Annotated in this window: 26 protein-coding genes; 11 read left to right on the top strand and 15 right to left on the bottom strand. The window is 25.5% G+C overall.

Features of this window, described 5'->3' with window-relative positions; all coding sequences use genetic code 11:
- Position 1 precedes the first annotated feature (1 nt).
- The 14 genes from ACNSOS_RS02220 to ACNSOS_RS02155 form a co-directional block, all read right to left on the bottom strand.
- Positions 2-1657 carry an efflux RND transporter permease subunit gene (locus ACNSOS_RS02220; RefSeq protein ID WP_418185785.1) on the bottom strand — a complete coding sequence of 552 codons (1656 nt, stop codon included), beginning with the start codon at positions 1655-1657 and terminating at the stop codon, positions 2-4.
- Entirely contained in the window at positions 1654-3228 is a 1575-nt protein-coding gene (locus ACNSOS_RS02215) for an efflux RND transporter permease subunit (RefSeq protein WP_418185784.1), read from the bottom strand. Before ACNSOS_RS02215 ends, ACNSOS_RS02220 begins: the two co-directional genes overlap by 4 nt.
- Positions 3218-3943, bottom strand: coding sequence for an efflux RND transporter periplasmic adaptor subunit (locus ACNSOS_RS02210; protein WP_418185783.1), 726 nt, complete (start codon positions 3941-3943; stop codon positions 3218-3220). The genes ACNSOS_RS02215 and ACNSOS_RS02210 overlap by 11 nt, the downstream gene beginning before the upstream one ends.
- The gene (locus tag ACNSOS_RS02205; protein ID WP_418185782.1) at positions 3940-5292 is read right to left on the bottom strand and encodes a TolC family protein; all 1353 of its coding nucleotides are present in this window, start codon (positions 5290-5292) and stop codon (positions 3940-3942) included. Before ACNSOS_RS02205 ends, ACNSOS_RS02210 begins: the two co-directional genes overlap by 4 nt.
- 119 nt (positions 5293-5411) lie before the next feature.
- A complete protein-coding gene (locus tag ACNSOS_RS02200) occupies positions 5412-7358 on the bottom strand; it encodes an HD domain-containing phosphohydrolase (protein ID WP_418185781.1) in 1947 nt (648 codons plus the stop codon).
- Positions 7359-7388: 30 nt separating this feature from the next.
- Positions 7389-8054, bottom strand: coding sequence for a flagellar type III secretion system pore protein FliP (fliP, locus tag ACNSOS_RS02195; protein ID WP_113893973.1), 666 nt, complete (start codon positions 8052-8054; stop codon positions 7389-7391).
- Positions 8055-8173: 119 nt separating this feature from the next.
- On the bottom strand, positions 8174-9952 hold the full coding sequence (mrdA, locus tag ACNSOS_RS02190; RefSeq protein WP_418185780.1) for a penicillin-binding protein 2: 1779 nt from the start codon (positions 9950-9952) through the stop codon (positions 8174-8176).
- A complete protein-coding gene (locus tag ACNSOS_RS02185; RefSeq protein ID WP_113909488.1) occupies positions 9949-10377 on the bottom strand; it encodes a hypothetical protein in 429 nt (142 codons plus the stop codon). Before ACNSOS_RS02185 ends, mrdA begins: the two co-directional genes overlap by 4 nt.
- An 8-nt stretch (positions 10378-10385) precedes the next feature.
- Complete coding sequence (locus ACNSOS_RS02180; protein WP_418185779.1) at positions 10386-11636, bottom strand: murein hydrolase activator EnvC family protein; 1251 nt, start codon at positions 11634-11636, stop codon at positions 10386-10388.
- The gene (locus ACNSOS_RS02175) at positions 11629-12447 is read right to left on the bottom strand and encodes an FtsX-like permease family protein (protein ID WP_113893900.1); all 819 of its coding nucleotides are present in this window, start codon (positions 12445-12447) and stop codon (positions 11629-11631) included. Before ACNSOS_RS02175 ends, ACNSOS_RS02180 begins: the two co-directional genes overlap by 8 nt.
- A complete protein-coding gene (locus ACNSOS_RS02170; protein ID WP_113893899.1) occupies positions 12434-13096 on the bottom strand; it encodes a cell division ATP-binding protein FtsE in 663 nt (220 codons plus the stop codon). The genes ACNSOS_RS02175 and ACNSOS_RS02170 overlap by 14 nt, the downstream gene beginning before the upstream one ends.
- Positions 13093-14286, bottom strand: coding sequence for a tRNA (guanosine(46)-N7)-methyltransferase TrmB (gene trmB, locus ACNSOS_RS02165; protein ID WP_418185778.1), 1194 nt, complete (start codon positions 14284-14286; stop codon positions 13093-13095). Before trmB ends, ACNSOS_RS02170 begins: the two co-directional genes overlap by 4 nt.
- Positions 14287-14288: 2 nt before the next feature.
- On the bottom strand, positions 14289-15557 hold the full coding sequence (locus ACNSOS_RS02160; RefSeq protein WP_418185777.1) for a fibronectin type III domain-containing protein: 1269 nt from the start codon (positions 15555-15557) through the stop codon (positions 14289-14291).
- A complete protein-coding gene (locus tag ACNSOS_RS02155; protein ID WP_418185776.1) occupies positions 15505-16491 on the bottom strand; it encodes an RluA family pseudouridine synthase in 987 nt (328 codons plus the stop codon). Before ACNSOS_RS02155 ends, ACNSOS_RS02160 begins: the two co-directional genes overlap by 53 nt.
- A gap of 19 nt (positions 16492-16510) precedes the next feature.
- Here ACNSOS_RS02155 and ACNSOS_RS02150 point away from each other — a divergent pair, with 19 nt between their 5' ends.
- A complete protein-coding gene (locus ACNSOS_RS02150; RefSeq protein WP_418185775.1) occupies positions 16511-17620 on the top strand; it encodes an FtsW/RodA/SpoVE family cell cycle protein in 1110 nt (369 codons plus the stop codon).
- A 5-nt stretch (positions 17621-17625) separates the two neighbouring features.
- On the opposite strand, the gene ACNSOS_RS02145 is transcribed toward ACNSOS_RS02150, so the two are convergent.
- A complete protein-coding gene (locus ACNSOS_RS02145) occupies positions 17626-18375 on the bottom strand; it encodes a TonB family protein (RefSeq protein ID WP_418185774.1) in 750 nt (249 codons plus the stop codon).
- Between the two features lie 74 nt (positions 18376-18449).
- Here ACNSOS_RS02145 and ACNSOS_RS02140 point away from each other — a divergent pair, with 74 nt between their 5' ends.
- From ACNSOS_RS02140 to ACNSOS_RS02095, 10 genes are all read left to right on the top strand, one after another.
- Complete coding sequence (locus tag ACNSOS_RS02140) at positions 18450-19139, top strand: AzlC family ABC transporter permease (RefSeq protein ID WP_418185773.1); 690 nt, start codon at positions 18450-18452, stop codon at positions 19137-19139.
- Positions 19136-19474 (top strand): branched-chain amino acid transporter permease, encoded by a 339-nt coding sequence (locus tag ACNSOS_RS02135; RefSeq protein ID WP_113893892.1) that lies wholly within the window; start codon positions 19136-19138, stop codon positions 19472-19474. The genes ACNSOS_RS02140 and ACNSOS_RS02135 overlap by 4 nt, the downstream gene beginning before the upstream one ends.
- A gap of 69 nt (positions 19475-19543) precedes the next feature.
- On the top strand, positions 19544-20824 hold the full coding sequence (hemL, locus tag ACNSOS_RS02130) for a glutamate-1-semialdehyde 2,1-aminomutase (RefSeq protein ID WP_113893891.1): 1281 nt from the start codon (positions 19544-19546) through the stop codon (positions 20822-20824).
- An 8-nt stretch (positions 20825-20832) separates the two neighbouring features.
- The gene (locus ACNSOS_RS02125; RefSeq protein ID WP_113909481.1) at positions 20833-21147 is read left to right on the top strand and encodes a pyrimidine/purine nucleoside phosphorylase; all 315 of its coding nucleotides are present in this window, start codon (positions 20833-20835) and stop codon (positions 21145-21147) included.
- A gap of 11 nt (positions 21148-21158) precedes the next feature.
- A complete protein-coding gene (locus tag ACNSOS_RS02120; RefSeq protein ID WP_113893889.1) occupies positions 21159-21467 on the top strand; it encodes an AtpZ/AtpI family protein in 309 nt (102 codons plus the stop codon).
- Positions 21451-22008 carry a hypothetical protein gene (locus ACNSOS_RS02115; protein ID WP_418185772.1) on the top strand — a complete coding sequence of 186 codons (558 nt, stop codon included), beginning with the start codon at positions 21451-21453 and terminating at the stop codon, positions 22006-22008. The genes ACNSOS_RS02120 and ACNSOS_RS02115 overlap by 17 nt, the downstream gene beginning before the upstream one ends.
- Before the next feature lie 94 nt (positions 22009-22102).
- Positions 22103-24127, top strand: coding sequence for a TonB-dependent receptor (locus ACNSOS_RS02110; protein WP_418185771.1), 2025 nt, complete (start codon positions 22103-22105; stop codon positions 24125-24127).
- Positions 24117-24653: a hypothetical protein gene (locus tag ACNSOS_RS02105; protein WP_026804496.1), complete on the top strand. Its 537-nt coding sequence runs from the start codon at positions 24117-24119 to the stop codon at positions 24651-24653. Before ACNSOS_RS02110 ends, ACNSOS_RS02105 begins: the two co-directional genes overlap by 11 nt.
- Positions 24650-26026, top strand: coding sequence for a sensor histidine kinase (locus tag ACNSOS_RS02100; RefSeq protein WP_026804495.1), 1377 nt, complete (start codon positions 24650-24652; stop codon positions 26024-26026). Before ACNSOS_RS02105 ends, ACNSOS_RS02100 begins: the two co-directional genes overlap by 4 nt.
- On the top strand, positions 26016-26708 hold the full coding sequence (locus tag ACNSOS_RS02095) for a response regulator transcription factor (RefSeq protein ID WP_418185770.1): 693 nt from the start codon (positions 26016-26018) through the stop codon (positions 26706-26708). The genes ACNSOS_RS02100 and ACNSOS_RS02095 overlap by 11 nt, the downstream gene beginning before the upstream one ends.
- Positions 26709-26846: the final 138 nt, after the last annotated feature.

Here is a 26846-nt window from a genome sequence, read left to right as displayed (position 1 = left end):
TCTATACTATTTCTTTAAGGCTATTTCTTATCACAATAGGAACAAAAAACATAGAAACCACATAAGAGATTAAAGTCCCACCTATAAGTGCAACTCCAAGCCCACCAAACACAGCATCATTTGCTATTAAAGAACTTGCAAAAACAAGTACCAAAACTGTTAAAATAATAGGTTTTGACCGTGTTGCTGCTGCTTTTGCTATTGCTTCATTTATTCCTAAACCATTTTCTTGTACTAACTGTTTTGCAAAATCTATAATCAAAGTTGAGTTTCTTGAATTTATCCCTATAAGACCAATAAATCCTATCAGAGAAGTTGCTGTTAGATAAAAAGTATCACTTGTAAATATATCCATAACAATATGTGCCAAAATAACTCCAATAATAGATATAAAACTAGATAGAACTATTGCACCACTTAAAGCAAAATTTTTATAATAAACTACCATAAGTAAAAATATCAAAATTAAAGCTATGATAAATGCTGTTCCTAAGTCTATAAAAGTATCTATTGTAACTTTTAGCTCTCCATCAAATACTAAATCAAATCTTTCATCTGTTTTTTTATCAATAAAAGATAGATTTAACATATCTGTTTTAATAATTTCATACTCATTTGATAAAGTTTCTATCATTTCATCTCTTGAGTTTAAAAGTGGATAAATCTGGCTATCATTTGAAGTTTCAGCTATCACATTTATAATTGGATTTAGATTTTTTGAAGTGATTTCTGGCTCTTTTATACTTTGTTTTATATTTACAAGTTCAGAAATATTTATCATTTGTCCTATATTATTCATAATTTTTAGGCTATTTAACTTAGAATTTAAAGCTTCTCTTGATTTGTTTTGCAAATTTCTTGAATCATCAAGTCTTAAAAATATAGGAATTTGACTTTGTGCATTTTTATCATTTATAACTCCTATTTGCATACCTTCAAAAGCTAAATATAAAGTAGCTTTTAGATGTTCCAAATCAACTTGACTCATAATAGTTTTGTTGTTTAAAATCTCCAAATCATAAGTTATAAAATCTTCATCAGCAAGAATATCAATATCAACCAGAGTTGTTTGATTTTTGAAAATATTTGCTATTTTTATTGCAAAATTTCTTCTATTTTCAAAATTTTCTCCACCATATATTTCAGCAACCAATGAAGCAAGTACAGGAGGACCAGCAGGAAGTTCTATAAATTTTATATTTGCTTCATACATTTGGCAATTTTGTTGCACTTGAGGACGAAGAGAGTTTACTAAATTATAGCTAGATATGTTTCTCTCTTTTGCTCTTTTTATATTTACCATAAGTTCAGCTTGACTATCTTTGTATTTTAAAGAGCTTTGTTTTACAAGTCCAGCAAAATCTATTGGTTGCCCTTGTGCTAAAAATGCTGAAATATTGGTGATATTTTCATCATCTTGAATATTTCTTACAATACAATCAACTACCTCTTTTATTTGATTTAAACTTGAACCATCTTTTAAATCTATATAAATTGAGAAGCTATCAGAATCTTTGCTAGGAAGCATTTTTGCTTTTACTATTTTTGTTGGAAAAGTTAAAATTGATAATATAAACAAAATTATTGTTATTAAATAAACCATTTTTATCTTTGAACTAGAGTTCAAAATATCTAATATTATTTTTTCTAATCTCATTTTTTAGCTCCTAAAAACTTTTTAACTAAATATGGAGTAAAAGCATAAGCTATAAAGAGTGAAACAGCAAGTGAAATAGGTACAAAAACAGGAAGAGGGTGCATAAATTCTCCCATCATTCCACCAACAAAAAACATAGGAATAAACACCATAATAATAGCAATTGTTGCAATATTTGTAGGATTTCCTATCTCATTTGTAGCTTGAATACTTAGAGTTTCCAAGTCCATATTTGGATTTTCTTTTTTGTGTCGGTGAATATTTTCTATTACTATAATAGCTGCATCAACCAACATCCCTAAAGATACAATTAAAGCAAAAAGTGTTATGCGATTTACTGTTTCTCCAAGCATAAATCCTATAAAAAGTGTTAAAGATAAAATCATAGGAACTGTAAGAGAAACTATCATAGCTTCTTTAAATCCTAAAGTAAAAATAAGTAAAATAGAGATTATTACAATAGAAACAAGTAAATCTGTAACCAAAGCATTTACTGCATTGTTTGCTGTGTATCCATCATCTCTTGTTATTGTATATTTTATATTTTTTGCCAATAATTCATCTTTTATTGACTCCATAAAACTAAATATTTCTTCATTTATTTTTACAGAGTTTGAGCCTTTTAGCTTTGAAGCACTAAGTGTTATTTGACTGCTTTTTTGCATATTTCCATTTTCATTTTTTTGGTAAATATAGGCATCTTTTTTATTTTGTATCTCATAAGATTTTGTAATTATTGCTATATCTTTTAGATAAATAGGTGTTTGAAAATTGTAAGAAACTATAAGATTTTCCAAATCTTTTTCATTTTGTATTGCTTGTTTTATAGAAAAAACTACAGTTTCATTATCTTTTGTATTTGTTGAAATATTTGGTGTATTGAAGTTCAAAGATTGAATTTGTTTCATAACTTGAGCAAGTGCTAGATTGTATGAACTTAATTTATTTGTATCAACCAAAATATTAAATTGCTCTTTTTTATCTCCTTTTAAATCAACTGAAGCAACATTTTTTATCTTATTTATCTCTTTTGATAGTTTGTTTACTTCATTGAAAAGTTCTGTATTTGATACCAAATCTTTTCCATCTTTTTTTGCACTGTAAAAGGCAATAGTTGCTATTGGAATACCTGTATCAATATCCATAGTTTTTATAATTGGTTGCATAGCATTTTTAGGCATTAAATCCATATTTCTCATAACTTGATCATATAATTTTAGATTTGATATCTCTTTATCTTCTCCAATGAAAAATTGAACTTGTACTATACCAACACTATCTCTTGCAAAAGAGTAGATATGTTCAACCCCTTGAATTTCTCTTATTTTCTTCTCCAAAGGTTCTATTATGACTTTTTGAACTTCACTAGCTTTTGCATCAGGAAGAGCTACAATTACAACTCCTCCACTCACTTTTATTTGTGGATTTTCCTCTTTGGGCATTATTAAAAGTGAAAAATATCCTAAAATCAAGATGAATATACCCAAAATTGCAGTTAAAGGATGATTTATAAAAATTTTTGCAGTTCTTCCTGCAATATTTAGTTTTTTAGTGCTATTTTCATTGTTCATCTTTTTGCCCTAAATTTATAAAAATTTTTGCATACATATTGGGATAAATTGTAAAATCTTTTTTATCAAAAGCTATTTTTATAGCAAAAGAGTGTGTATTTGAAGCTAGATTTGGGAAAATTGCAGTTATTTTTCCAATAGTTTCAAAGTTTTGAGAAGGTATTTTTATATTTACTTCTTGATTTAATGATATATCTTTTAGATTTGATTCTGCTATGTTTGATTTTATTATTAAATCATCTAAATCAGTTAAAATAAGATGTGGCATACCAGGCATTGCCATCTCACCTTCTTTAATATTTTTTTTAATTACCAACGCATTGTTTGAAGCTTTGATTTTTAAATAGTTGTATTGTGAATTTAACTCTTTTTGTTTTGCTTTTGCAGTTGCTAGATTTAGAGCTAATTGTTCATAATCAAACTTTGAAACTAAATCTTGTTCTAAAAGATTTTTATATCTGTTCAAATTTACTTCAAGATTTTTTACTTGATTTTGTAAGATTTCAGCATTGTAAACAATATCAGAAGCATCTATTTCATATAAAATATCACCTTTTGTTACACTATCTCCTTCGTGAACATATATTTTTGTTATATATCCCATCATTTTACTTGAGATAATTTTTTCATTTTGTGATTGTACTATTCCATCTAACTCTAAAGAGTTTGCAAAAATATTTATAAAACATAAACTAGCGATTAAAAATTTTTTCATTGATTATCCTTTTTTAAATTTTGTCCTAAAACAAGGTTCAAATTGGCTAAAGCCAATGAATTTTCGTATCTTGCATTGATTAACATAGCTTCAGCCTTTCTATAATTTGCCTCTTGTAAAAGCAAAGTTGTCATAGGTACAAGTCTATTTTTATATTGAAGTTGTGATTGCTTTAATACTTCAAGTGCAAGATTTTTAGCTTCTATTTTTTCTTTTAAAATCTCTTGCTTTGTATGAAACTCTAAAATGGCTTTTTCAAGTTCTAGTTTTATACCATCTTTTAGTTTTTCAAAATCAAGATTTGCTTTCAAGTGTTCAATTTTACTTTTTTGAACATTTGCACTTATTGAACTATCAAAAAGTGTTAGTTTTACTCCTAAAAGTGCCATATAGTAATCTTTGTCTTTAGAAGATGTAAAATCATTGTCATTGAAACCATATTCCAAATGAGAGAAAACAGTTGGATAATATGATGCTTTTTGTGCATCTATATTTTTTTTATTTGCTTCAATACTTATATTTTGCATCTTTACTTCATCTCTTTGATGTAAGGCTTTTTTGTATAATTCATCAAAATTACTTAAGTCAAAATATATATTTTCTAAATCCTCAACATCTTTTATATCTTCATTTGAAGTTAAAAATTTTAGGTAAGCTAAGGCTAGATTGAAGTTATTTTGAGCTTCAATAAAACTAGAATTTATATTGAGTTCATAAACTTTAGCCTCATTTACATCTATTTTCGTAACAAGTCCATTTTTATGAAATTCTGATGCTGCGTTTGATATAAAGTTTATAGTTTTTTTTGCTTTTTCTAAAGCTTTTACAAACTCTTTAGCAACTACCGCACCGTTATAAGCTTTTAACACTTCAAACTCTAAATTTTTTTTGTCAAGATTGTATAAATATTCATTTGCTTTTTCTTGAAGTTTTGTAATATCTTTTAGATTTTGTAGTTTAAATCCCATAAAAAGTGGAATATCATAAGATACATAAGAGTTTATATTTGTTCTATCATCTGGATAGTTTAAATCTTTTGGAGTAGTATTTAATCCTTCATTCATTTGAGAAAATCCAAAGTCTTTAAAAGTTGCTTCTCTACTTGATAATTTAGAATTAAAGACATATCCAGAGTGATTTGTTCTACTTATTTGTGAATTTATCTCTAATTTTCCATATGAAAAACTATCAACTATTTTTCTATCTTGTCTTGCTAGATCTATATTTAGTTCTTGTTTTTTTAAATCTTTACTATTTTCTAATGATTGATTTAAAACTTCTTGAAAAGTTATACTTTGTGCATAACAAAGGATTGTTGATAGAAAAAAAGATATATAAATTTTTTTCATAATTAATTCCTAAATATTTTTCTTAGAATTATAACCTAAAAATTAATATATTTTCTTAAGAATTATAAAAAAATATTATAGTTATAAATAAATATTTATTATATTATAACTTGAATTTATTATCCATCTTTGTGTAATTCTTTTATTTCTAATAATTTATCAATATTTTCAAACAGTAAATCAACTAATTTGGGATCAAATTGTTTTCCGCTTTCACTTTTTATATATTCTAAAACTTTAGGCATTTCCCAAGCTTTTTTATAGCATCTATCACTAGCAATTGCATCAAATACATCTACAATTGCTGTAATTCTTCCAAAAATTGGTATATCTTCACCTTTTAATCCATTTGGATATCCAGTTCCATCATATTTTTCATGATGAGTTAGAGCAATTTGTGAAGCTACTTTAAATAATGGTCTATTTGAAATATGTAACATTTCATAGCCTTTTTGTGCATGAGTTTTCATAATTTCAAACTCTTCAAAAGTTAGTTTTGCTGGTTTATGTAAAATTTCATCTGGAATAGCAATTTTACCTATATCGTGCATTGGACTTGCAAGTTCAAGCATTTTTATATCTTTTTCACTTAATCCAAGTGCATTTGCTAAAACTCTTGAGTATTTAGCTACCCTTTTTACATGCTCACTTGTCTCTTTTGATTTTACTTCAGCAATACTTCCCATAGTAAAAATAATATCTCTTTGTAGTTCTTCTATCTCTTTATTTGCAGTAATATCCTCTCTTACAGAAAAATATCCAATATGAGTCCCTTTTTCATCATATTCGGGTTCTAAATCAGCAATTACCCAATAATACGAACCATCTTTTCTAATATTTTTTATCTCAACTGTTACTCTTTTTTCTTCTTTTAAGTTTTTCCACATATCTTTAAAAAACTCTTTTGGCATATCAGGATGCCTTACTATATTGTGAGGTTTTCCAATAAGTTCTTCTTTTGTATATCCACTAATATCACAAAAAGCTGAACTTGCATGTGTTATAAAGCCTTGTAAATCTGTTTTTGAGAATATTACATTTTTATCATATATGGTTATTAAAGATTTTAGTTTTCTTTGTTGATCATTTATTTTTTGAGTTTTTTTACTTACTTCTGCTTTTAGTTCTTTTGTATAAGAAACTTTTAAAAGGTATAAAAATATAAAAGCATAAATAATCATAGAAAAAATAATAAATGTTAGATATTGAGTTTGAAAATTTGATATATTTGAGTAATCAATATTTTTTTTATCTAAAAACATTAAGAATAGACCTAAACTTTTTCCTTCAACATCTTTTATCTCTATATTTGTTGCTAAATATTGACTAATACTAATAAAGTTTTCAATCTCAATAAAATTATTTATTTTATGCTCTTGAACCAAATTTAAAATATCTTTTGAAGCATTTAAATTAGCAATGTAGTTATTTCCTAAAAATATATTCGTAAAAGGTTCAGTTATTATTGCACTTTTTTCTTCACTCAATATGAATAACGGTTCAATTTTATTTTCTTTTAAAGTATTTGCAACAGAATTAAAATGCGATATAAGTTCAATAAAACCTATAAATACTCCAGCTCTATCATATACTGGTTGTGTAGTTACAAAAACTAAATCAGAAATTCCAGAAGTAATAGATTGTATTGGTTTTGGGTTTTTTACTAATTCTTTTAAATCCTCTCTAAAACTTAAAATATTATCATTTTTTGTTTTTGACCAACTTCTATAAACAATATTACCTTCTTTAGATATTATTTGAAACCAAATATCTTTATAATCTCCATTATTATGCAAAAAATCCATAACAATATCATAGTTTAAATTTTCTGTTTGATTTGTTTTTAAAGATTCTATAATTCTTGAATCTTGACCTATAAGATATGTAAAAATTGTTGTTTTTTCTTGTTCTTTTTTTACTTCTTCCAAAAACATTTCTCTCATAAGTTTACTTTTTTCTAAATAAGTATTAACTGTTAGATTATTAATATTTGGTAAATAGTAAAAAAAATGTGAAAAGAATAGTAAAGAAATAAATATTGTACTAAAATATAAAATTTTTTTCATTGATATAAAAACCTAGAGATTAAAAAATTGTCATTTAAAGGATTGTGCGAGATTTCCAATAATTAATAGCCAACCATCAACAACAATAAAGAATATTATTTTTATAGGTAAGGATATCATAACAGGTGGTAACATCATCATACCTAAACTCATTAAGATTGAAGCTACTATTATATCAATAATTAAAAATGGTAAGAATATTAAAAACCCTATTTCAAAAGCAGTTCTTAATTCACTTACAATAAAAGCTGGAACTAATAAAGTTAAAGCTACATCATCAATATTTTTTGGATTTGACTCTTTTTTTATTCTATAAAATAAAGCTAAATCAGATTCTCTTGTATTTTTTATCATAAAATCTTTAAAAGGTGCAACACCTTTAGTAAATGCTTCTTGATATGATATTTTTTCATCCATATATGGAACTATTGATTCATCCCAAGCTTTTTTACCATAAGGTTCCATTATAAAAATAGTTAATATTAGTGATAGCGATATAATAATTTGTGTTGGCGGAGATTGTTGTAAACCTAGAGCCTGTCTTAAAAGAGCTAGAACAATAACAATTCTTGTAAATGAAGTAACCATAAGTAGTAATGATGGTGCAAGAACCATTAAAGCTAGTATAATAGCTATATTTATAGTTTTTACAAATTGAACAGGTTCTTCTATGGCAGCTATTGAAAGATTTACCATTGGTAATGGATCTTGTGCAAAAGAGAAACTTGTTAAAAAAAGTATGAATAAAAATATTCTCAAATAAATATCCTATATAAAATGAGTTGTAATTCTAACTAAAAATTCTTAAAGTAAAACTATTCAAGTTCTGTAATATAACCTAACTCATATAGTTTATCAAAAATTCTACTAGCAACTCCACCTGTGGCACTACCACCACCTCCACCGTGTTCTTGTACTACTGTTACAACATATTTTGGATTTTTATATGGTCCATAAGCTGTAATCCAAGCATGAGATCTTTGATAATACTCAAGTTCACTTTCCTTCATCCTTACTTTTTCAGATTGTGGAATAGATACAACTTGTGCTGTACCTGTTTTTGAAGCAATTGTTACTTTTGAAGTTGTATATCTTTTTGCTGTTCCTGATGGAGCATTTGAAACATCAAACATACCTTCTTGCATCAATTTTACATACTCTTTTTTAAAATCTAATTCTATAGGTTCTTCATAAGATTCACTTGTCAAGTGTGGTTTAGGTAATTTTCCAGAAGCAAAGAATGCTGTATATCTAGCAATTTGTAAAGGTGTTGTAAGCATATTTCCTTGACCAATAGAAGTAATTACAGTTTCTCCTATGTACCAAGGTTTTTTTAGTCTTTTCTCTTTCCACTCTTTATTTGGATTTATTCCTATAAATTCATTGTCTAAATCAATTCCTGTTTTTTGACCAATTCCTAATTTATCTAAAGTAGCAGATATTTTATTTATACCAATTTTTAAACTACCTTTATAAAAAAAGTCATCACAACTTTGTGCTATGGCACTTCTAAAATTGATATGTCCATGTCCTGTTGTTTTCCAACATCTAAAATTTCTATTTCCAATAGGTAATGAACCAGAGCAATCAACAGTAAATTTATCACTGATTCCATTTTCTAAAAATGATAGTGCAACTCCCATCTTTATAACAGAACCAGGAGGATAAAGACCATTTATTATTTTATTTGTAAAAGGGTGATTAAAATCATTTCTCATTTCATTCCACTCAGCTTGTGAAATTCCTCTTGCAAATATATTACTATCATATTCAGGAAATGAACCAGCCGCAAGTATTTCACCGTTTTGTGCATCCATTACAACAATTGAACCACTTTTATCAATAAATAATTCTTGAAGATATTTTTGTAAATTTACATCAATTGTAATTCTTACATTATTATCATTTGATGGTTCTTTTTCATCTATTACTTCTATTTCTTTATTTAAAGCATTAACTTTTGTATCTTTATATCCGAGTTTTCCTTGAAGTTTTTCATTGTAAAATCTTTCTATACCACTTTTACCTACAATTCCACTATATTTTGCTATTTCGTTATTTACTATATCAAGTTTTGAAGCTTTTCCAACATATCCAATAATGTGAGCGGCTAGTTCTTTATGTGGATAGTACCGTTTTGATGAAGATTCTATTTTTATATCTTCTTGTGTTGCTAAAAATGTGTATTTTGAGAAGATATCTTCATATGGTACATAATCAATTATTTTTATAAATTCATGATTATAAGGTGAGTCATTCCTCATATAATCTTTAATTAATTTATCTTTTTCATATTGTGGAAATTGCTCTACTATTATATCGATTATATTTTCTAATTTTTCTTGATGTTTCTTTGCTCTTAAATGAGGTTTTATTAGTATAGAAAATCCCATTTGATTTAGAGCCAATGGTTCTCCATTTCTATCTTCAATAACTCCTCTTGTAGGTGCTTTATAAGTTTTCTTTATATAGTTGTTTTGTGATAACTCTTCATAATATGTATTAGATTTAATACTTAAAAAATATACTCTTGAAAGAATCATAATACAAATAAGAGTTACAAAAATATATATAAGATTTAATCTCCAATTCATAAAAATATCCCAAATATAATAAGATCTATGATTAGATTTACTATAAGAATATAACTAAAAATAGTATCAAAATTGAAAAATATATACCACATAATTGCTAAACCAATATAGAAAAAGATTATATATAAAAATCCGTTTACATGGCTTTGTTCATATCTTGGAATAATAAATAAATATACAAAAAATGATAATAAAGATAAAGAAAATGGTTTTAATCCCATATTTAATTCAATAAATAAAAATGCAATAATTACAAGTGCAAAAGAGTAATAGTATCTTTGTTTTAAAGTTCTATAAAATGCAGTTGAGATAATACCAGCAAAGATTATAACTAAAAAATGAATTGAAGCTAAAAAATTTATGCTAACAGCAAAAACTAGTAAAAAAAATATAAAAACTGGATTATCTAAACTATTTCTTACCATAAATAAGCCTAAATTTTAAATAGATCTTTTGGATCTATATGAGCTGAATCTTTTGTAACTTGAAATGTAAGATTAGAGTTTACTCTTCCTACAACTGAACCTTTTTGAACCCATTTCCCTACAACTATATTTGGAGCTATATCATCTAAATGTGAGTAAATAGTGTGTATTCCAGCTTCGTGTTGGATTATTACAACATTATCAAGCATTCCAGCATTCTTTTTAGCATATACAACTTTTCCATTTAAAACTGAAACAACTTTTGAATCTTTATCATTTGACTGTAAGACAATAGATTCATTAAATAACTTTATTTTGTAAACTGGATCATAATATGTTCCAAAGTTTTTTACAACTTTAAAAGATTTTAAAGGAGCTATTGTTTTTGCTCCAGTATATTTTGCTATTTTAACTCCATCCGTTGAAGAACCTATTTTTCTAACATCTAAATCTAAATCTTTTGCAAATTTTTGATTTCTTACATTTGTTGTTTGTATTTCGCTAGATTGACTAACTTTATCTTTTTCTTCTTGTTGTGCTTTTTTTATCTCTTGTTGTTTTACAATTTTTAAATCAGATAAAATTTTATTTAAAGATTCTTGTTGAAGAGCTACTTTTTTTAATTCTTCTTGATATAGTTTATGTTCTTTTTCAAGATTTACTAAAGAACTAGCATGTTTTGTTTTTAAAGCTGTAAATTGTTCTTTTGTTTTTAATCTATCTTTTATATAAGTGTTTAGCTTATTTATTTCTTGCTGATTTGCTTTTGTGTTTTCAGATATTTTATTGTAGTTTTCATTTAATTGTAAAACTTTTTTTTGAGAGTTTTGAGATAAAAGATTAAAAATTTCATTGTCAATAAGTTCTTGAAAAGAGTTTATTGAAGCCAATTTTAAAGCCATAGATATAGAGAATTCTTCAACAATTGTGTTTATTATCTCTTCTTCACTACTATTCTTTTCTTTTAATAAATCTTCTGATTTTGATTGCAATTCATTTAATTTAAGTTGAGAATTCTCAAGAAGTTTTTGATGTTGCTCTATATCTTCATTTATTTTTATAATATCTTCTTCTAATTTTGAAATATTATTATTTTGAGTCTCTATTTTATCAGCTAATTCTTTTACTTTTAAAGTTGTATCCTCTTTACTTTTTTTACTAGAATCTAAAATCTTTTGGTTTTGTTGAATTTTTTTATCAATAGTTGATGAAAAAAGTAAAAAAGATGATGCAAATATTAGAAAAACTATTTTAATCATTGTTTATCTTATATTTTAGAAGAACTCCAAGAATTGTAAAAATAGATATACAAAAAGATAAGATAAATATTTTTATTATCTCTTTAATAATATCTATTTTGATATCAACAATATCTTGAAGTTCTAAAGGAAATAGTAGGTCTATATTTTGAGAAATATAAGTTAAAAATCCTGTTGCGATTAAAAATGCTAAAAGAGAACTAATTAGTGCATATTTTAAAACAGAAGATGCACTGTAAAGTATTGATGCTCCATGAAGTCTTAATATTGATATTTTTATATGATGTTCATGAAACCAAAGTTTTATTTGTTTTGCAATTATTATTATTGCAAAAATTGTAATTATAAAAAATAGTATAAAAGATACACTATTTAAAATTAGTAGTAGTAAATATACTTGATTATGGTTTTTATAGAAAACTTCTACATTCTTTATATCTTTATTTGAAAGTAATGTTTTTTTGATAACTTCTAAATCGCTACTTGTAGGAAAAATTTCTAAATAAATTTGATAAAAATATGGTAATTTTTGTCTTAATAATTCAATAGAATTAGAAGATAAATTTGCTTTTATATTTTCAATAATTTTATCATTTGGTAAAACTTGAATATTCTCTACTTTTATTCCAGCTAATTCATTTAGAGATTCTTTATTTATAGGATTTGTAGCAACTATAACAATAGAGTAATCTCTTGAAATTTTAGTTTTGTAATTGTCAACAATATTGTCTATTATTAAAAATATACAAAAAGTTATTAACATTGATAGTAGGGGGATTAGAAATGCAAAAATAGCTTTAAGAGACTTCATATATTATCCCATCTTCTATTGATAATTGTCTAAAATTTATACCTAAATTTTTAGGAACTCTATGTGTTACAACAACAACTGTAATTCCAAGTTGTTCATTTGCTCCTTTTAATAAGTTCCATACAACATCAGCACTAAAATCATCTAAATTACCAGTAGGTTCATCTGCAATTATTATTTTAGGATTGTGTGCTAAAGCACGAGCTACTGCAACTCGTTGTTGCTCTCCACCACTTAGTTGATTTGGATAGTAGCCTTTTCTATGTGATAATTTTACATGCTTTAATAAATTATCAGCTTGAAGTTTTGAAACTTCTTCTGAGTAATTATTTATTCTAAGAGGAATCATAATATTTTCTTCTATTGTAAACTCATTAATTAGTTTATAATCTTGAAAAATTACTCCAATATCTTTTCTTAGAAGTCTTAGATGTTTACCTTTTATTCCAAAAACTTCTTGACCAGAGATTTTTAAACTACCGTGTTTTATAGGAATATCTCCATAAAAAGATTTCAATAATGTTGATTTACCACTCCCAGAAGTTCCACCAATGAATACGAACTCTTTTGGTTTTATACTGAAATTACCTCTTTTAATAATATACTTATTATTATCATAAGTTAGATATAAATCTCTTGCTACGATCATATAGACACAATCTCTTTTAATTTTTTATGTGCTTGAATATTTGAACTTGTAGGAAGAGGGTTTCCTTGATAGTATGAAATTACACCATTTTTTACTAAAAGATATTTAGTAACTGGTCTATCAAAATTCCCCATTGTAACTTTTATCAAACCTGAATTTTCTTCATCTATTATTGTATAAAACTCTTCTATATGAACAAAAAAGTTTTTTAAAATAATAGCTTTATATGGAATATGGTTTAAAAATCTTTCAAAAGATATTTTAAAATCAAAGCTAAAATCATAATTTAAATCTGTCATATTATCTTCATTTTTTGAAGTTAAAACTACATCATAAATATTTTTACCTTGCTTTTTCCATCTATCTTCATATTTACTTGTTACTTCTAAATCTTTATTTATATCTATAGATATATTTGCTTTATTAAGATTTGTAAGAAGTTCTAGTGAAAAATCAAAATATTTTCTACTATCTGTTCTAAGTTCGAGTGTTCCTCCTACTTTTAAAACTCTTAATGCTTCACTAATAAACTCATTTGAGTATATTCTTCTATGTGGTTTCTTATCCCAAGGAACAGGAAAATGAACAAATATTTTTCCTACTTGATTTGATTCTATAAACTCCATAAAAAGTCTTGCATCATAGTTTACAACTAAAACATTTGTAATATTTTGTAGTTCCAATTGTCTTAAAAGCTGCTCTATTGATGGATAATGAATCTCAAGCCCTATAAATTGTATATTGGGATTGTTTTTTGCTTGATACAAAAGATGTCTTCCACTTCCAAATCCTATTTCAATTTGAATCTCTTTTGAAGTTTTAAATTCATCTACAAAGTAGTTTATATCTTTTAAATATTTATGTTCTTGTTCTTTTTTTTGCTTTAGATTATTTGTATTTGAAAATATAGTTTTTGAATTATTTAAATTTACATAACTATTTAAAGCATCTTTTATAAAAGTAACAGGTGATATTCTTGTAGTTTTATCTGATTTTATTAAAAAGTCTTCATCTTTGTTTTTTATTGTAAGTAAAAATTCTTTATCTTCATTTTTTACAGCAATTTTATATTCTATTTTTCTATTTTGTTCTTCTGTATGATATGAAACAGCTGTAAACAAAAACTCTATATTTTTATCTTTTACAGGAGTTTTGATTAAGCTATTTTTTTCAAAAACTATATGAGGCATAATTATAATCTTGAATTAGAAAGTGTTAATTTAGCTTCATCACTATTTGCTGATACTATACCAAATTCATCTACAGCTTGAACTGAGTAACGATATTCAACTCCATCAACAATATCATTATCTTCAAATCTAAGTCCACTAATATTTTCAAATTTTGTTGTATCAGAAAAAATCAGATATTTTTTTACTTTTTTGTTTACATTATAAGAAACTGCTCTGTTATCTCCACTTTGCCAGTTTAAAATAGCTTTATTACCTTGAATTTGAGCTAAAGTTATAGTTGGTTTTAATGGTGGAGCTAGAGTAATACCTCTTATAGAATCTACATCTTCGCTACTTTCAAGACCATCTTTATCCACAGCAGTTACCTTATAAAAATACTCTTTTCCTGAACTACTGATTTTATCTGTATATTCAGTTGAGTTTGCATTTACTGTTGCAATTTTACTATAACCTAAAAGTTTATAACTACTTCTGTAAATATTATATTCTACAACATCAGAAGTAGGAGATTTTTCCCAAGTTAAAAATACACTTTGTGGTATATTGTTTGATGCTATTATATTTCTTGGAGGCAAAGGTACAGGTTTTGTTTTTGCTTCCAAAATTGGGCTTGGTGCTGATTCTACATCTTCAAAAGAGAAGGCTTTAACTCTGTATTTATAAGTTGTATTGTCTTTTAATCCAGTTTCTATATATTCAGCTGATAATCTTTGTGTTATTTTTGATTGAAAAATCCATTCATTTATCAAAGTGTTATATTTTTCAACTCTATAATAACTAACTCTAGGGTCTGAATGTGGATGCCAAATAAGTTTTATTTTTCTTGGTAGATTTGATATAGCTTGTGCAAATTCAACGGGTTTTATCCTAGGTAGAGTTTCTACTATATAAGCATTTGTTGTTGGTGATTCACTTCCATCACTCAATCTTGCTGAAATTTGATAAGCGTATTTAGTTTTTGGTTCTAAACCTTTATCAACATAGTGTGTTACATATCTACTATCAGTAGCTTTTATAAGTTTTAAAGTTTTTTCACCTTTACTTAGTTCTGTTCTATAAAAATTATATCCAACAACTCTATGGTCATCGATTCTTTGCCATTCAAAACCAATAGAAGCCATATCTGGAATTGATTTGATTGAACTGTAGTTTACAGTTTGAAATGAATTATTAACTTTTGGTGTAGTTGTTGTATTAAAAATATTTGCACAACCACTAATTAGAAAAATTAAAGCAATTAAAGATACTAGATGTTTCAATTCTTTCATAAATTCTCTCCATATTAAAATTATTATCTAAAAAATCTACCATATGTTTAGGAATATTAGCTGTGAAACTCATCTTCTCTTTTGTGACAGGATGAGTAAATACTAAACAATAAGCGTGTAAAAAAAATCCATCTATTTTACTTAATTCGCTCTTAAATCCATATAAATTATCTCCAATGATATGCCTATTTAACGAATTTAAATGTACTCTTATTTGATGAGTTCTTCCAGTTGATAGTTTACAAGCAATTAACTCAAATTTTTCATTTTTACTTGTTTCAAGTTTACAAAATGCAGTTTTTGAATATCTTCCATCTTTTACAATAGCCATTTTTAAGCGATTATTAGGATTTCTAGCTATTGGTTCTTCCACAACAATATTATCTTTTAAAGGTAAATCAATCAATGCTAAATAGTATCTTCCTGCTTCTCTAGTTTCAAGTTGTTTTGATAGTTCTAAGTGAGCTTGATTTGTTTTTGCAATGATAATTATTCCGCTTGTTCCTTTATCAAGTCTATGTACAATACCGTGTCTTTCTTCTCCACTTATTGTAGAAAGTGAGATATTTTTAAGTTTTAGCCAATCAACTAAAGTTGCATCTTTTACACTTGGGGCATCATGTATTGTTAAATTTATGGGTTTATTTACTATTAAAATTGAATCATCTTCGTATATAATTGGTATTTCTTTATCTTTCAATGAATTTTTTATAAAATCTATATCTTTTATATTTGATAATTCATTTTCTGGGAAAAAAACTTCAACATTTTGATTTAATTTTAATTTCAATCCATTTTTAATAGTGGTTTTCCCATCAACTTTTACAAACTCTTTTTTGATTAATTGTTCAATTTGATTTCTTGAAGCTTCTATTTTAGAGCTTAAGAATTTATCTAATCTTGTCTCTTCTTCTACAATAAAATTTTTATACATTTTATGCTACTCTTTTGTTATGCGATTACTTGATAAAAGAATTATTTCACATTTTGATTATTTAATATTACTATTTATTTCACCTTTGATAATACTATCTTATGTATTAATTGAAGATGTAAATGAAGCATTAGCTAATAAACAGATTTTTTATTATAGTGTATCTTTGTTTATATTTTTTTTAGTTTTTATGTTACCCATAAGAAGAAACCTAAGATTAGTGCCTATTTTGTACTGGATAGGAATTATACTTTTATTAGCTGTTGAGTTTATAGGAGTTACAAAACTTGGAGCTAAAAGATGGATACATATACCAATAGTTGATACAACTATTCAACCATCAGAAATTATAAAACCAATATACATTTTAATGCTTGGATATTTAATACACCATCGTCCACCACCAATAGGAGGATATGGTTTAAAAGATTTCGGATATTTTTCTATATACATTATGATTCCATTTTTCCTTATAGCAAAAGAGCCAGATTTGGGAACTGCTTTAGTAATGCTACTTGTTGGTTATGGAATACTTTTCATAATAGGAGTAAATTGGAAAATATGGCTAGGTATAGTTGCTATTTTATCTGTATTTATACCATTATCCTATAATTATATAATGAAAGATTATCAAAAAAAGAGAGTTCATGATTTTATAGTTGCTGAAAAACCTAGTTACCATGTACAACAAAGTATTATAGCAATTGGTTCAGGTGGGCTTACTGGAAAGGATAGTAACGAAGCTACACAAACTCAGCTAAAATTTTTGCCAATAGCAACAAGTGATTTTATTTTTGCATATTTGGTTGAAAGACATGGCTTTTTAGGTGCTTTAGGACTTATATTTTTATATTTATTAATAATATTTCATCTATTTACAATAAACTATTTTTTTAAAAATGATTTCGTAGTCAAAGCTTTTGCTTCTGGACTAGCCTTACTTATATTTTTAAATATGAGTGTAAATATTTTGATGGTTATAGGTTTTGCACCTGTTGTTGGGATACCTTTACCACTATTCTCCTATGGAGGAAGCTCATTTTTGAATTTTATAGTAACTTTTGCAATATTGGAAAATTTAATAGCATTTAGGTATATGGATATTTATAATTATGAAAGAAAAATGTAAATATTTTAATGTGCTATGTAGTGAACTTTAAATCTTATTTTTGTTGGTTCACTAGGCTTTGGATATTCTTTATACGCAATTTCTATTAATTCAATAGAATGTTTATCTAAATCAGAGTATCCAGAAGGTCCAATTATTTTTAAATCACTAATATCTCCATTTGGATGAAACATAAATTCTACAACATTTATTCCACCAATTCTTAAATATGCTGATAATTTTGGATAACCTATACGATTTAAAACTCTTTGAGTAATAACTTGAAAGTTATTTATATTTTTCTCTAAATATGCTTTTTGAACTTTAGTAAAATTATCATACTCTTTTCCATAAAGCTTTTGAAGTTCATTTAAAACTTCTTTATTTATCGGTTCTTTTTGGCTTAAAAAGTCTTCTAAAGTTTTTTCTTGTATGGTCTTTTTATTTTTTACATTTTGCTCTTTTAAAATTTTATCTTGAAACTCTTTTGCTTTTTTTATATCTTTTGGTTTAGGTTGTATTTGTTTTACAGTTTCTTGCTTCTTTTGTATTTCTTGTTTTTGTATAGGTTCTATTTTCTCTACTTTTTGAGTTGGTGGCGTTGGTATTGGTTCTGGTAAGGCTTTTTTTTCTTGAAGTTTTACCATCTTAACCTCAGTTTTTTCTACATGCTCTTTTGGTACATCTTTTTTTGTATCATCAATCTTTTTGTACTCTATAAATAAGAGAAGATGAATTAATATTGAAATGATAAAAGATATAGCAATAATTCTCATAGGCGAATTATATTAAATTTTCTTGAAATTTTGGCATAGTATAAAATAGATATAAACTTTTTAAAGATATAATTTTGTTTTTTGAAAAGGCATTCTTGAAACTCGTACAAATCATAAAAATCACATCTCCTATTTTTTTTGGATATATTCCTTTAGGTATGGCATTTGGTATATTTGCTGTAAGCTCTGATATTCCTTGGTATTTTGCTACCCTTATGAGTGCTTTAGTTTACGCTGGAAGTGCTGAATTCCTACTTGTCGCTTTTATATTGTCTTTTGCATCTTTATTTGAGGTTTTTATAACAATATTTTTGGTAAATTTTAGACACTTTTTCTATGGTATTTCGATGTTAAATGATTTTAAAAACCTAAAAGGATTAGTTAAAAAATACTCTATATTTTCGCTTACAGATGAAACTTTTGCACTTTTTAAACTAATAGATATAAAAAATGATGAAAAACAAAAAGTATATTTTTTTATAACACTTTTGAGTCAAATATATTGGGTTTTTGGTGTATTTTTAGGTTCTTATTTTGGACAATTTTTAAATTTTGATTCAACAGGAATAGGGTTTATGCTAACATCACTTTTTGTTGTTTTAGCAATAGAGTTATATAAAAAATTGAAATCAAAAATAGTTCTTTTAATATCTTGTATAGTAGGGATTTTTGGACTATTTTTACCAAATGAATATATGTTGATTGTTTGTTTAACTATTTGTACAATTTTTATTATTTTATTTAGAGGAAGGATAAAAATTTGAGTAATTTAGAAATAATTTTAGTTATTCTAGTTGCAATGATTGCTACTATGCTGACTCGTTTTTTACCTTTTATAATTTTTAGAAAACAAGAAAAACAATCACAAATTTTACTCATTTTTGAAAAAGCAATGCCATTGGCAATAATGGTTATTTTAGTTTTTTATACAATAAAAAGTGTAGATTTTTTAGAAGTTCCTTTTGGAATAGCTGAAATTTTATCTATCTTTATAACAATTTTTCTTCATATAAGGTTTAATAATGTACTTTTAAGCATCATTGGTTCAACTGTTTTTTATATGTTTTTAGTTCAAATTGTTGTACCAAAAATTGTTTAAATATTTAAATAACCAATTGCTTATATAACTTATAGTAAAATGAAAATAAATAATTATTTAGGAATATATATGTTTAAAAAATCTATTAAAGCTTATGAAAAAGCTTGTAAAGTAATACCTGGAGGTGTTGATTCTCCTGTTCGTGCATTTAAAAGTGTTGGAGGAACACCGCCTTTTATAAAAAAAGGGAAAGGTGCATATATCTATGATATAGATGGAAATAAATATTTAGATTTTGTACAAAGTTGGGGACCACTGATTTTTGGACATTGTGATAAAGATATTGAAAAGGTTGTTATAAAAACTGCAAAAGAAGGTCTTTCATTTGGAGCACCTACAAATTTAGAAACAAAATTAGCTAATGAAATTGTTGATATGTATGACAATATCGATAAAGTTAGATTTGTAAGTTCTGGAACAGAAGCTACTATGAGTGCTATAAGATTAGCAAGAGGTGTTACAAATAAAAATGATATTATAAAATTTGAGGGTTGTTATCACGGACATAGTGATTCACTACTAGTTCAAGCAGGAAGTGGAATGGCAACTTTTGGAAGTCCAAGTAGTCCTGGAGTTCCTTCTGATTTAACAAAACATACACTTTTGTGCGAATATAACAATATAGCACAATTAGAAAAATGCTTTGAAGAGAGTTCTGATATTGCTTGTATTATAATCGAACCAATTGCTGGTAATATGGGATTAGTTCCTGCAACAGAAGAGTTTTTAGTTGCTTGTAGAGAGCTTTGTGATAAACATGGAGCGTTACTAATTTTTGATGAAGTTATGAGTGGATTTAGAGCAAGTTTAAAAGGAGCAAGTGGAATTTTAAAAGTACAAGCTGATATTTTGACTTTTGGAAAAGTAATAGGTGCTGGAATGCCTGTTGGTGCATTTGCTTCAAATAAAGAGATTATGAGTTATCTTTCTCCTGAAGGTAAAATTTACCAAGCAGGAACATTAAGTGGAAATCCAGTGGCTATGGCAGCTGGACTTGAAAGTTTAAAGAAATTAAAAGCAAATCCAAAGATATATGATGATTTATCTAAAAAAGCTTTAAGACTTGTAAATGGATTAAAAAAAGTTGCAAAAGAGTGTAATATTTCATTGCAAGTAAACACAAGAGGAAGTATGTTTGGATTTTTCTTTTGTGAAAATGAGCCAAAAAATTTTAAAGAAGTAGGAAATTGCAATTTTGAAAGATTTGCTAAATTTCATCAAGAAATGTTGAAAAGAGGTTTTTATTTTGCTTGTAGCCAATATGAAGCTGGATTTATTTGTACAAAAATTACAAATAAAGAGATAGATGATTGTATAAAAGCAGCAAAAGAAGTAATGAAAGATTTATAAGGTAAAAAATGCAAAGTTTTAAAAATGTAGAATTGATAAAAAAAGCTAATATATATTTTGATGGAAATGTTACTAGTAGAACATTTATAGATACTGATGGAAGTAAAAAATCTTTAGGGATTATGATGGTTGGAGAGTATCTTTTTGGAACAGCAGAAGCTGAAATTATGGAGATAATTGAAGGTGATGTTGAAGTACGATTGAAAGGTGAAAATGAGTGGAAAACTTACAAAAGTGGAAGTTCTTTTAGTGTTCCTGCAAATTCTAGCTTTGATATAAAAGTAAAAACAATAAGCGATTACTGTTGTAGTTATATAAAATAGATTGGAAAAATATGGAAGATTTAAAAGAACAAAAACCAAAACATAGAGATAAAATAGAAGCTTTAGATAGTTTATCAGTAGGTATTTCTATGGTTGCTGCAGTTGTTATTGGAGTTGCTATTGGATTAGGTTTAAAACACTTGACGGGTTATACTTGGACTCTTTGGTTGGGAGTTTTTTGGGGAATAGCCGCAGCTGGTCTTAATGTATATAGAGCTTATAAAAGAGCTCAAAAAGTTTATGAAGGTATGGAGAATGACCCACGATATGCTCATAGAGCAAAATATGGTGATAAATCTTTAGATGACGAAGATAAATAGTAAAATTCTAAATTTTGCAAAGGTTTTTATATTTTTAAACCTTTGCCTTAGCCTTTATGCAATATTTTTTCAAAATACTTTATGGCTTTTAAATATACAAGTTGCATTTTTCTCATCATTGTTTATAACTATTGCATCATTTTTGTCATATAGAAAAAATATTCAAAATAGATTAGCAAATATAGATGATAATTCTACTATTTTAAGTGAAGATAGAGATAAAATAGATGAGATAGATGACCCGTATGATTTATATAGTGAATACAAAGAAATTCCAGAAGATGAACTAACTCCACAAAAGATAAAAGAGATAATAGATGAAGAGAAAAGTAGGGTAAAACAAAATACCTTTAAAAATACACTTTTTAGTACAGGTGGATTTTTATCTATTTATAGGATTTTAGGATATGTTGTTTTAATTTTTGGATTTTTTGCTTTAAATAACAATGAAGTTTTTATACCACTTGCTTTTATAATTGGTTTAGGGATTGTACCTATAGGAGTATTGTTTACCAAATTTATTAACAAAGTTGAAATATAAGTAAAAAATATAAATTTAATTATTTTAGAAAAAATATTACACTTCATCACACTTTTTAACTATAATGTTAGAATTTTATGAAAATGAGAAGAAAATGTTTTTTAAAATAGTGTTTATATTTTTATTATTTCCTATAATTTTATTTTCTCAAGAACTAGAAAATATATTAGATGATTTAAATAAATATAGTGATAAATCTAACTTAAATATTGATTATAAACCAACAGCAATGACAGTTTTATATGCTAATGACCTACAAACATTAGGAATAAATACTTTGTCTGAAGCTTTAAATTTTGTTGCTGGAATTCAAGCTTTTAAAACAACTTCTGTTAACTCTATTTTATCTGTAAGAGGATATACTCAACCTTTAAATAGTTTTCAAGAGAAAATAAAATATAGAATAAATGGAGTTAGTGTATCTTCAAACTATTTTGAAAATTTCCCAATTAGTCTAATTGATAGAATAGAAATATCAAAAGGAAATGCTTCAACTATTTATGATCAAGGTGGTTTTGTAGCTGTTATTGATATTATCACAAAAAATAAAAGTAATATTGCTTTTGGAACAGGAAGCTTTGATAATAAGAATTTCTCTTTACTTTTAAATGAAAAATTAAATGATAATTGGAAACTAAAATTATCTACAAGTTACTTGAAACACAATAAAAAAGTAGATGCCCCTAGTGCTATTTTGACTAATTCTATAGATTTTGGAATAAATTTTGATAGAAAACAAGAATCTTTAGAAGGAATTGAAGATATTTTAATTGGTGCTTCTTTAGAAAATAAAAACTTTAAAATATCTTCAAATTATATAAAAAATAATAGACAAAACAATTATGGTACTACGGGATTATTAGATTGGAGTGATGATGGTTACTCAAAATATGAGATGTTTTCAAATGAAATAACTTATGATACTTTCTTAAATACAAACAATATTTTGGAAATGAAGATAGGAAGTGTACAAAGTAATTATAAAATGAATACTTATATGTATAAATTTGAACCAAATAATGTTGGAATCTATGACCCACATTTTAAAGTTGATTATACTCAAAGAGAGAGTTATATATCACTTTTAGTAAAAAATACTAGATTTACAAATAATAAAATCGAATATGGAGTTTATGGTTCTTTAATCCAAATTCCAAAAAATAAATACTATACAAATGTAGATTATCTAACAGGTTTAGGACAATACATTCCAAAATATGATGCCTATTTCCCAATACAAAAGGAGTTAAAAGAGTTTTCAGGAAAGCAAGGATTTATAAGTGATGAGAGTTCAAAAACTAATATGTCATATTTTTTAGCAGATACTTATAGTGTAAATGAGAATTTAACTCTTTTAGCAAATCTTGGAATTGATGACTATCAAGATTATAAAAAGCTTTTAAACTTTAGATTAGGTTCTGTTTACTCTAGTGATGATATAAATATATATAAATTCTCTATTTCTCAAGCGAATAGAAATCCATCTTTAATAGAAGATTATTTTGTAGGGCATATAATAAACTCTCAAGACCAAGCTTTAGAAGCGGAAAAACTACAAAGTGTTGAATTGATGTATATTTATCAACAAAATGATGAGAAATTAAAGTTAAATTTATACTATCAAAAGTATATAAATTCTATTGATGGTTATAGGTATAAAGATTCTTTACAATACTACAATAAAAATCAAGATGAATATAACTATGGAGCAGAGCTAGAGTATAGTAAAAATTTTGAGAATCGTTCAAAAGTAATTTTAAATGCTAGTTTTAATAGTTTTGCTTATAAAAATAGTTATGAGAACTTAAAAATAGATACACCAATAGTTTCAAAAATAACTACAATTTTAGGATATATTTATCCAATAAATTCTAAATTTACTATTAGCCCATTGATTAGATATTATGGTTCTAAAAATCTTTTAAATGGTAATAAAATAGGTGATGTTGCTTTACTTGATTTAACTCTTACTCATAATATTTCAAAAGATGCAAAACTATATTTTGGAGCAAAAAATATCTTAGATAAAGAGTATTTTTACTATGGATACAATACAAAAGATGAGAAAATGCTAAGAGAGGGTACAACTTGGTTTGTAAGTTTTAGCTATGATTTTTAATAAACTTTTACTTATTTTATATCTGTCAATATTTACTTTTGCAAATGGAGTTTACAATATAAATCTTTTAGATTTTCAAGCAAAAGTATTTCCAAAAATAATAATTGCTGATAATAATTTAGAGAATAAACTTATAAATAATAAAATACTTTTAACTATTTTATATGATGATATAGATTTAAACTCTGCACAAATCTTAAAAGAAATGTTAGAAAAAAATTATATAACTTTAAAAGATTTTACTTTTGAAGTAAATCTTATAAGATATAATGATTTTATAAGTAGTAATATTTCAACAGCTTACTTTTTTTTGCTTGGTAAAAAAGATAAAATTGTTCAGATAACAGAACTTTTATCTAAAAATGGTAGATTGAGTTTTGCTTATGATGATAGTTATTTAGACTTTGGAGTCATTTTTGGATTAAAGATTAGTTCAAAAGTAAATATATTTTTAAAGCTTCAGAATTTAAAAGATAGCGGAATTGAACTACAAAATTCTATTTTTAATGTAGTGATATTAAAATGAAAAATTTAAATATTATCACACAAATCATTATTATAAATACTGTAGTTATGAGCTTTTTTATAGCTGTGTTTATTTATAAAAATTATACAATAGTTTCTAATCAGTTAATTTTACTTGAGAATGAAAAAATAGATTCAATAGTAAAAACTATATCACCAATAATCTCTATAAATCTTACTTTAGGTTTGGAAGAAAATATAAAAGAGCTAATTAGTGAAAGTATGCAAGCACATAGTGAAATAATTGGAATTGATATTTTAGACCTTGATAATAAAGTAATTTATGAAAATATAAAAAAAGATATTAAAAAATCAAGAATATACCATGTGCTTTTGGAAGATACTATTTTAAAAGAGAAAATTGGAGAGTTAAAGGTTTATTATACATTTTCATCTATTTACTCAAAACTTTTAAATGAATTTAATAAATTTATAGTATTTATAGCTATATTTTTTATAGTATCTTTATTTATCTCATCATTTCTTATTAAATATAATCTAAAATCTCTAATGCAACTAAAAGATAAAATGCTCAATTATAGTTTAAATGATAAAATAAGCTTTGAAGAAGAGTGTTTTAAAAATGAAATTTCTGTTATAAACAATAGTGCATATAAAATGATAAAAAAGATAGAGGAAGAGGTTGAAAAAAGAATTATTTATGAAAAAAATATCATGCAAAAAAATCGTCTTGCTTCTATGGGAGAGATGATTGATAATATTGCTCATCAATGGAGACAACCTTTGATGAAAATAAATGCAATATTATTAAATACAGATAGAAATATAGAACTTAAAAATTATGATGAGGAGTATCTACAACAAAGATTAGAAGATATATCAAATACTATATATTTTATGTCAAGTACAATAGACACATTTAGAGATTTTTTAAATCCAAATAAAGATAAACAAAATTTTAAAATTGATCAAGCAATAGAAAAAAGTATAAAAGTTTTAAGTCCTTCATTAAAAAATATAAAAGTAAATCTAAATAAACAAGATAGTGTTATATGTGCTTATGAGAGTGAATTTATGCAAGTTATTTTTTCTATTTTATCAAATTCCATAGATATATTTGAACAAAGAGATATAAAAGAAAAAGAGATAAATATAAATATTTATGAAGATGAAATAAATATTTATATAGAAATACAAGATAATGCAGGTGGGATAAAAAGTGAGAATTTAGATAAAATTTTTGATCCTTATTTCACAACAAAACATAAAACTGGTGGAACTGGAATGGGACTTTATATTGCAAAAATTATTATGTTAAATAGTTTTGGTGATATAAAAGTTGAAAATAGTTCTATTGGGGCAAAATTTATTTTAAATATTTCACAAAAAATAGGAGATAAAAATGGGCAATAAAGATAGTTTAAAGCATTTTACTCTACTTTATGCAGAGGATGATAAAGCTATTCAAAAAGAGATGTTGGAATACTTTTCTAGCTATTTTAAAGAGGTTTTTACTGCAGATGATGGGAATGAGGCTTTAGAACTTTATAAACAACATAAACCAGATGTTCTCATACTTGATATTTATATGCCACATTTAACAGGAATTGAACTAACAAAGATTTTGAGAGAAAATGACTATAAGACAAAGATAGTGTTAATAACTGCGCATTCAAATGATAGTTTACTTTTAGAATCAATCAATATAGATGTAAATTACTATTTAATAAAACCTGCAACTTTAAAAAAAGTTAAAGATATGTTGAATAAAATCTCTATTGATTTATTAAGAAGTTCAGAAAAAATCATAAGACTTGATGAATATATATATTTTAATCTATCTAGTAAAAAACTATTTAATAAAGATATTGAAATAAAATTAAGTAAAAAAGAGCTCTCTTTGCTAGAACTTTTTATAATAAATAGAAATAAAGATATAACTATTGAAGATATTATGTCTCATTGCTGGAGTGATATTTTTATTGAAATATCACTTGATAGTGTCAAATCTTTGGTTAGTAATCTACGAAAAAAACTTCCTAAAAATACTCTTGTAAATGTTTATGGTGTTGGTTACATTTTAAAAAATAGTTAAAGTCTTTAATTTAACTATTCTTTATTAAAAACTTCACACTTCATCACACTCTTTTTCTATAATTCAATTTCTAGGAAACAATTTATAGGATATTACATGTTAAATAATTATATAAATCATAACTATCAAAACATTGAA

Origin of the sequence: Aliarcobacter vitoriensis (genome assembly GCF_048320235.1) — a bacterium.
In the GTDB taxonomy this organism is placed as follows: Bacteria; Campylobacterota; Campylobacteria; order Campylobacterales; family Arcobacteraceae; genus Aliarcobacter; species Aliarcobacter vitoriensis.
Note: the sequence above shows the minus strand (reverse complement) of the source record. Positions and strands in the feature narration are given on the sequence as shown.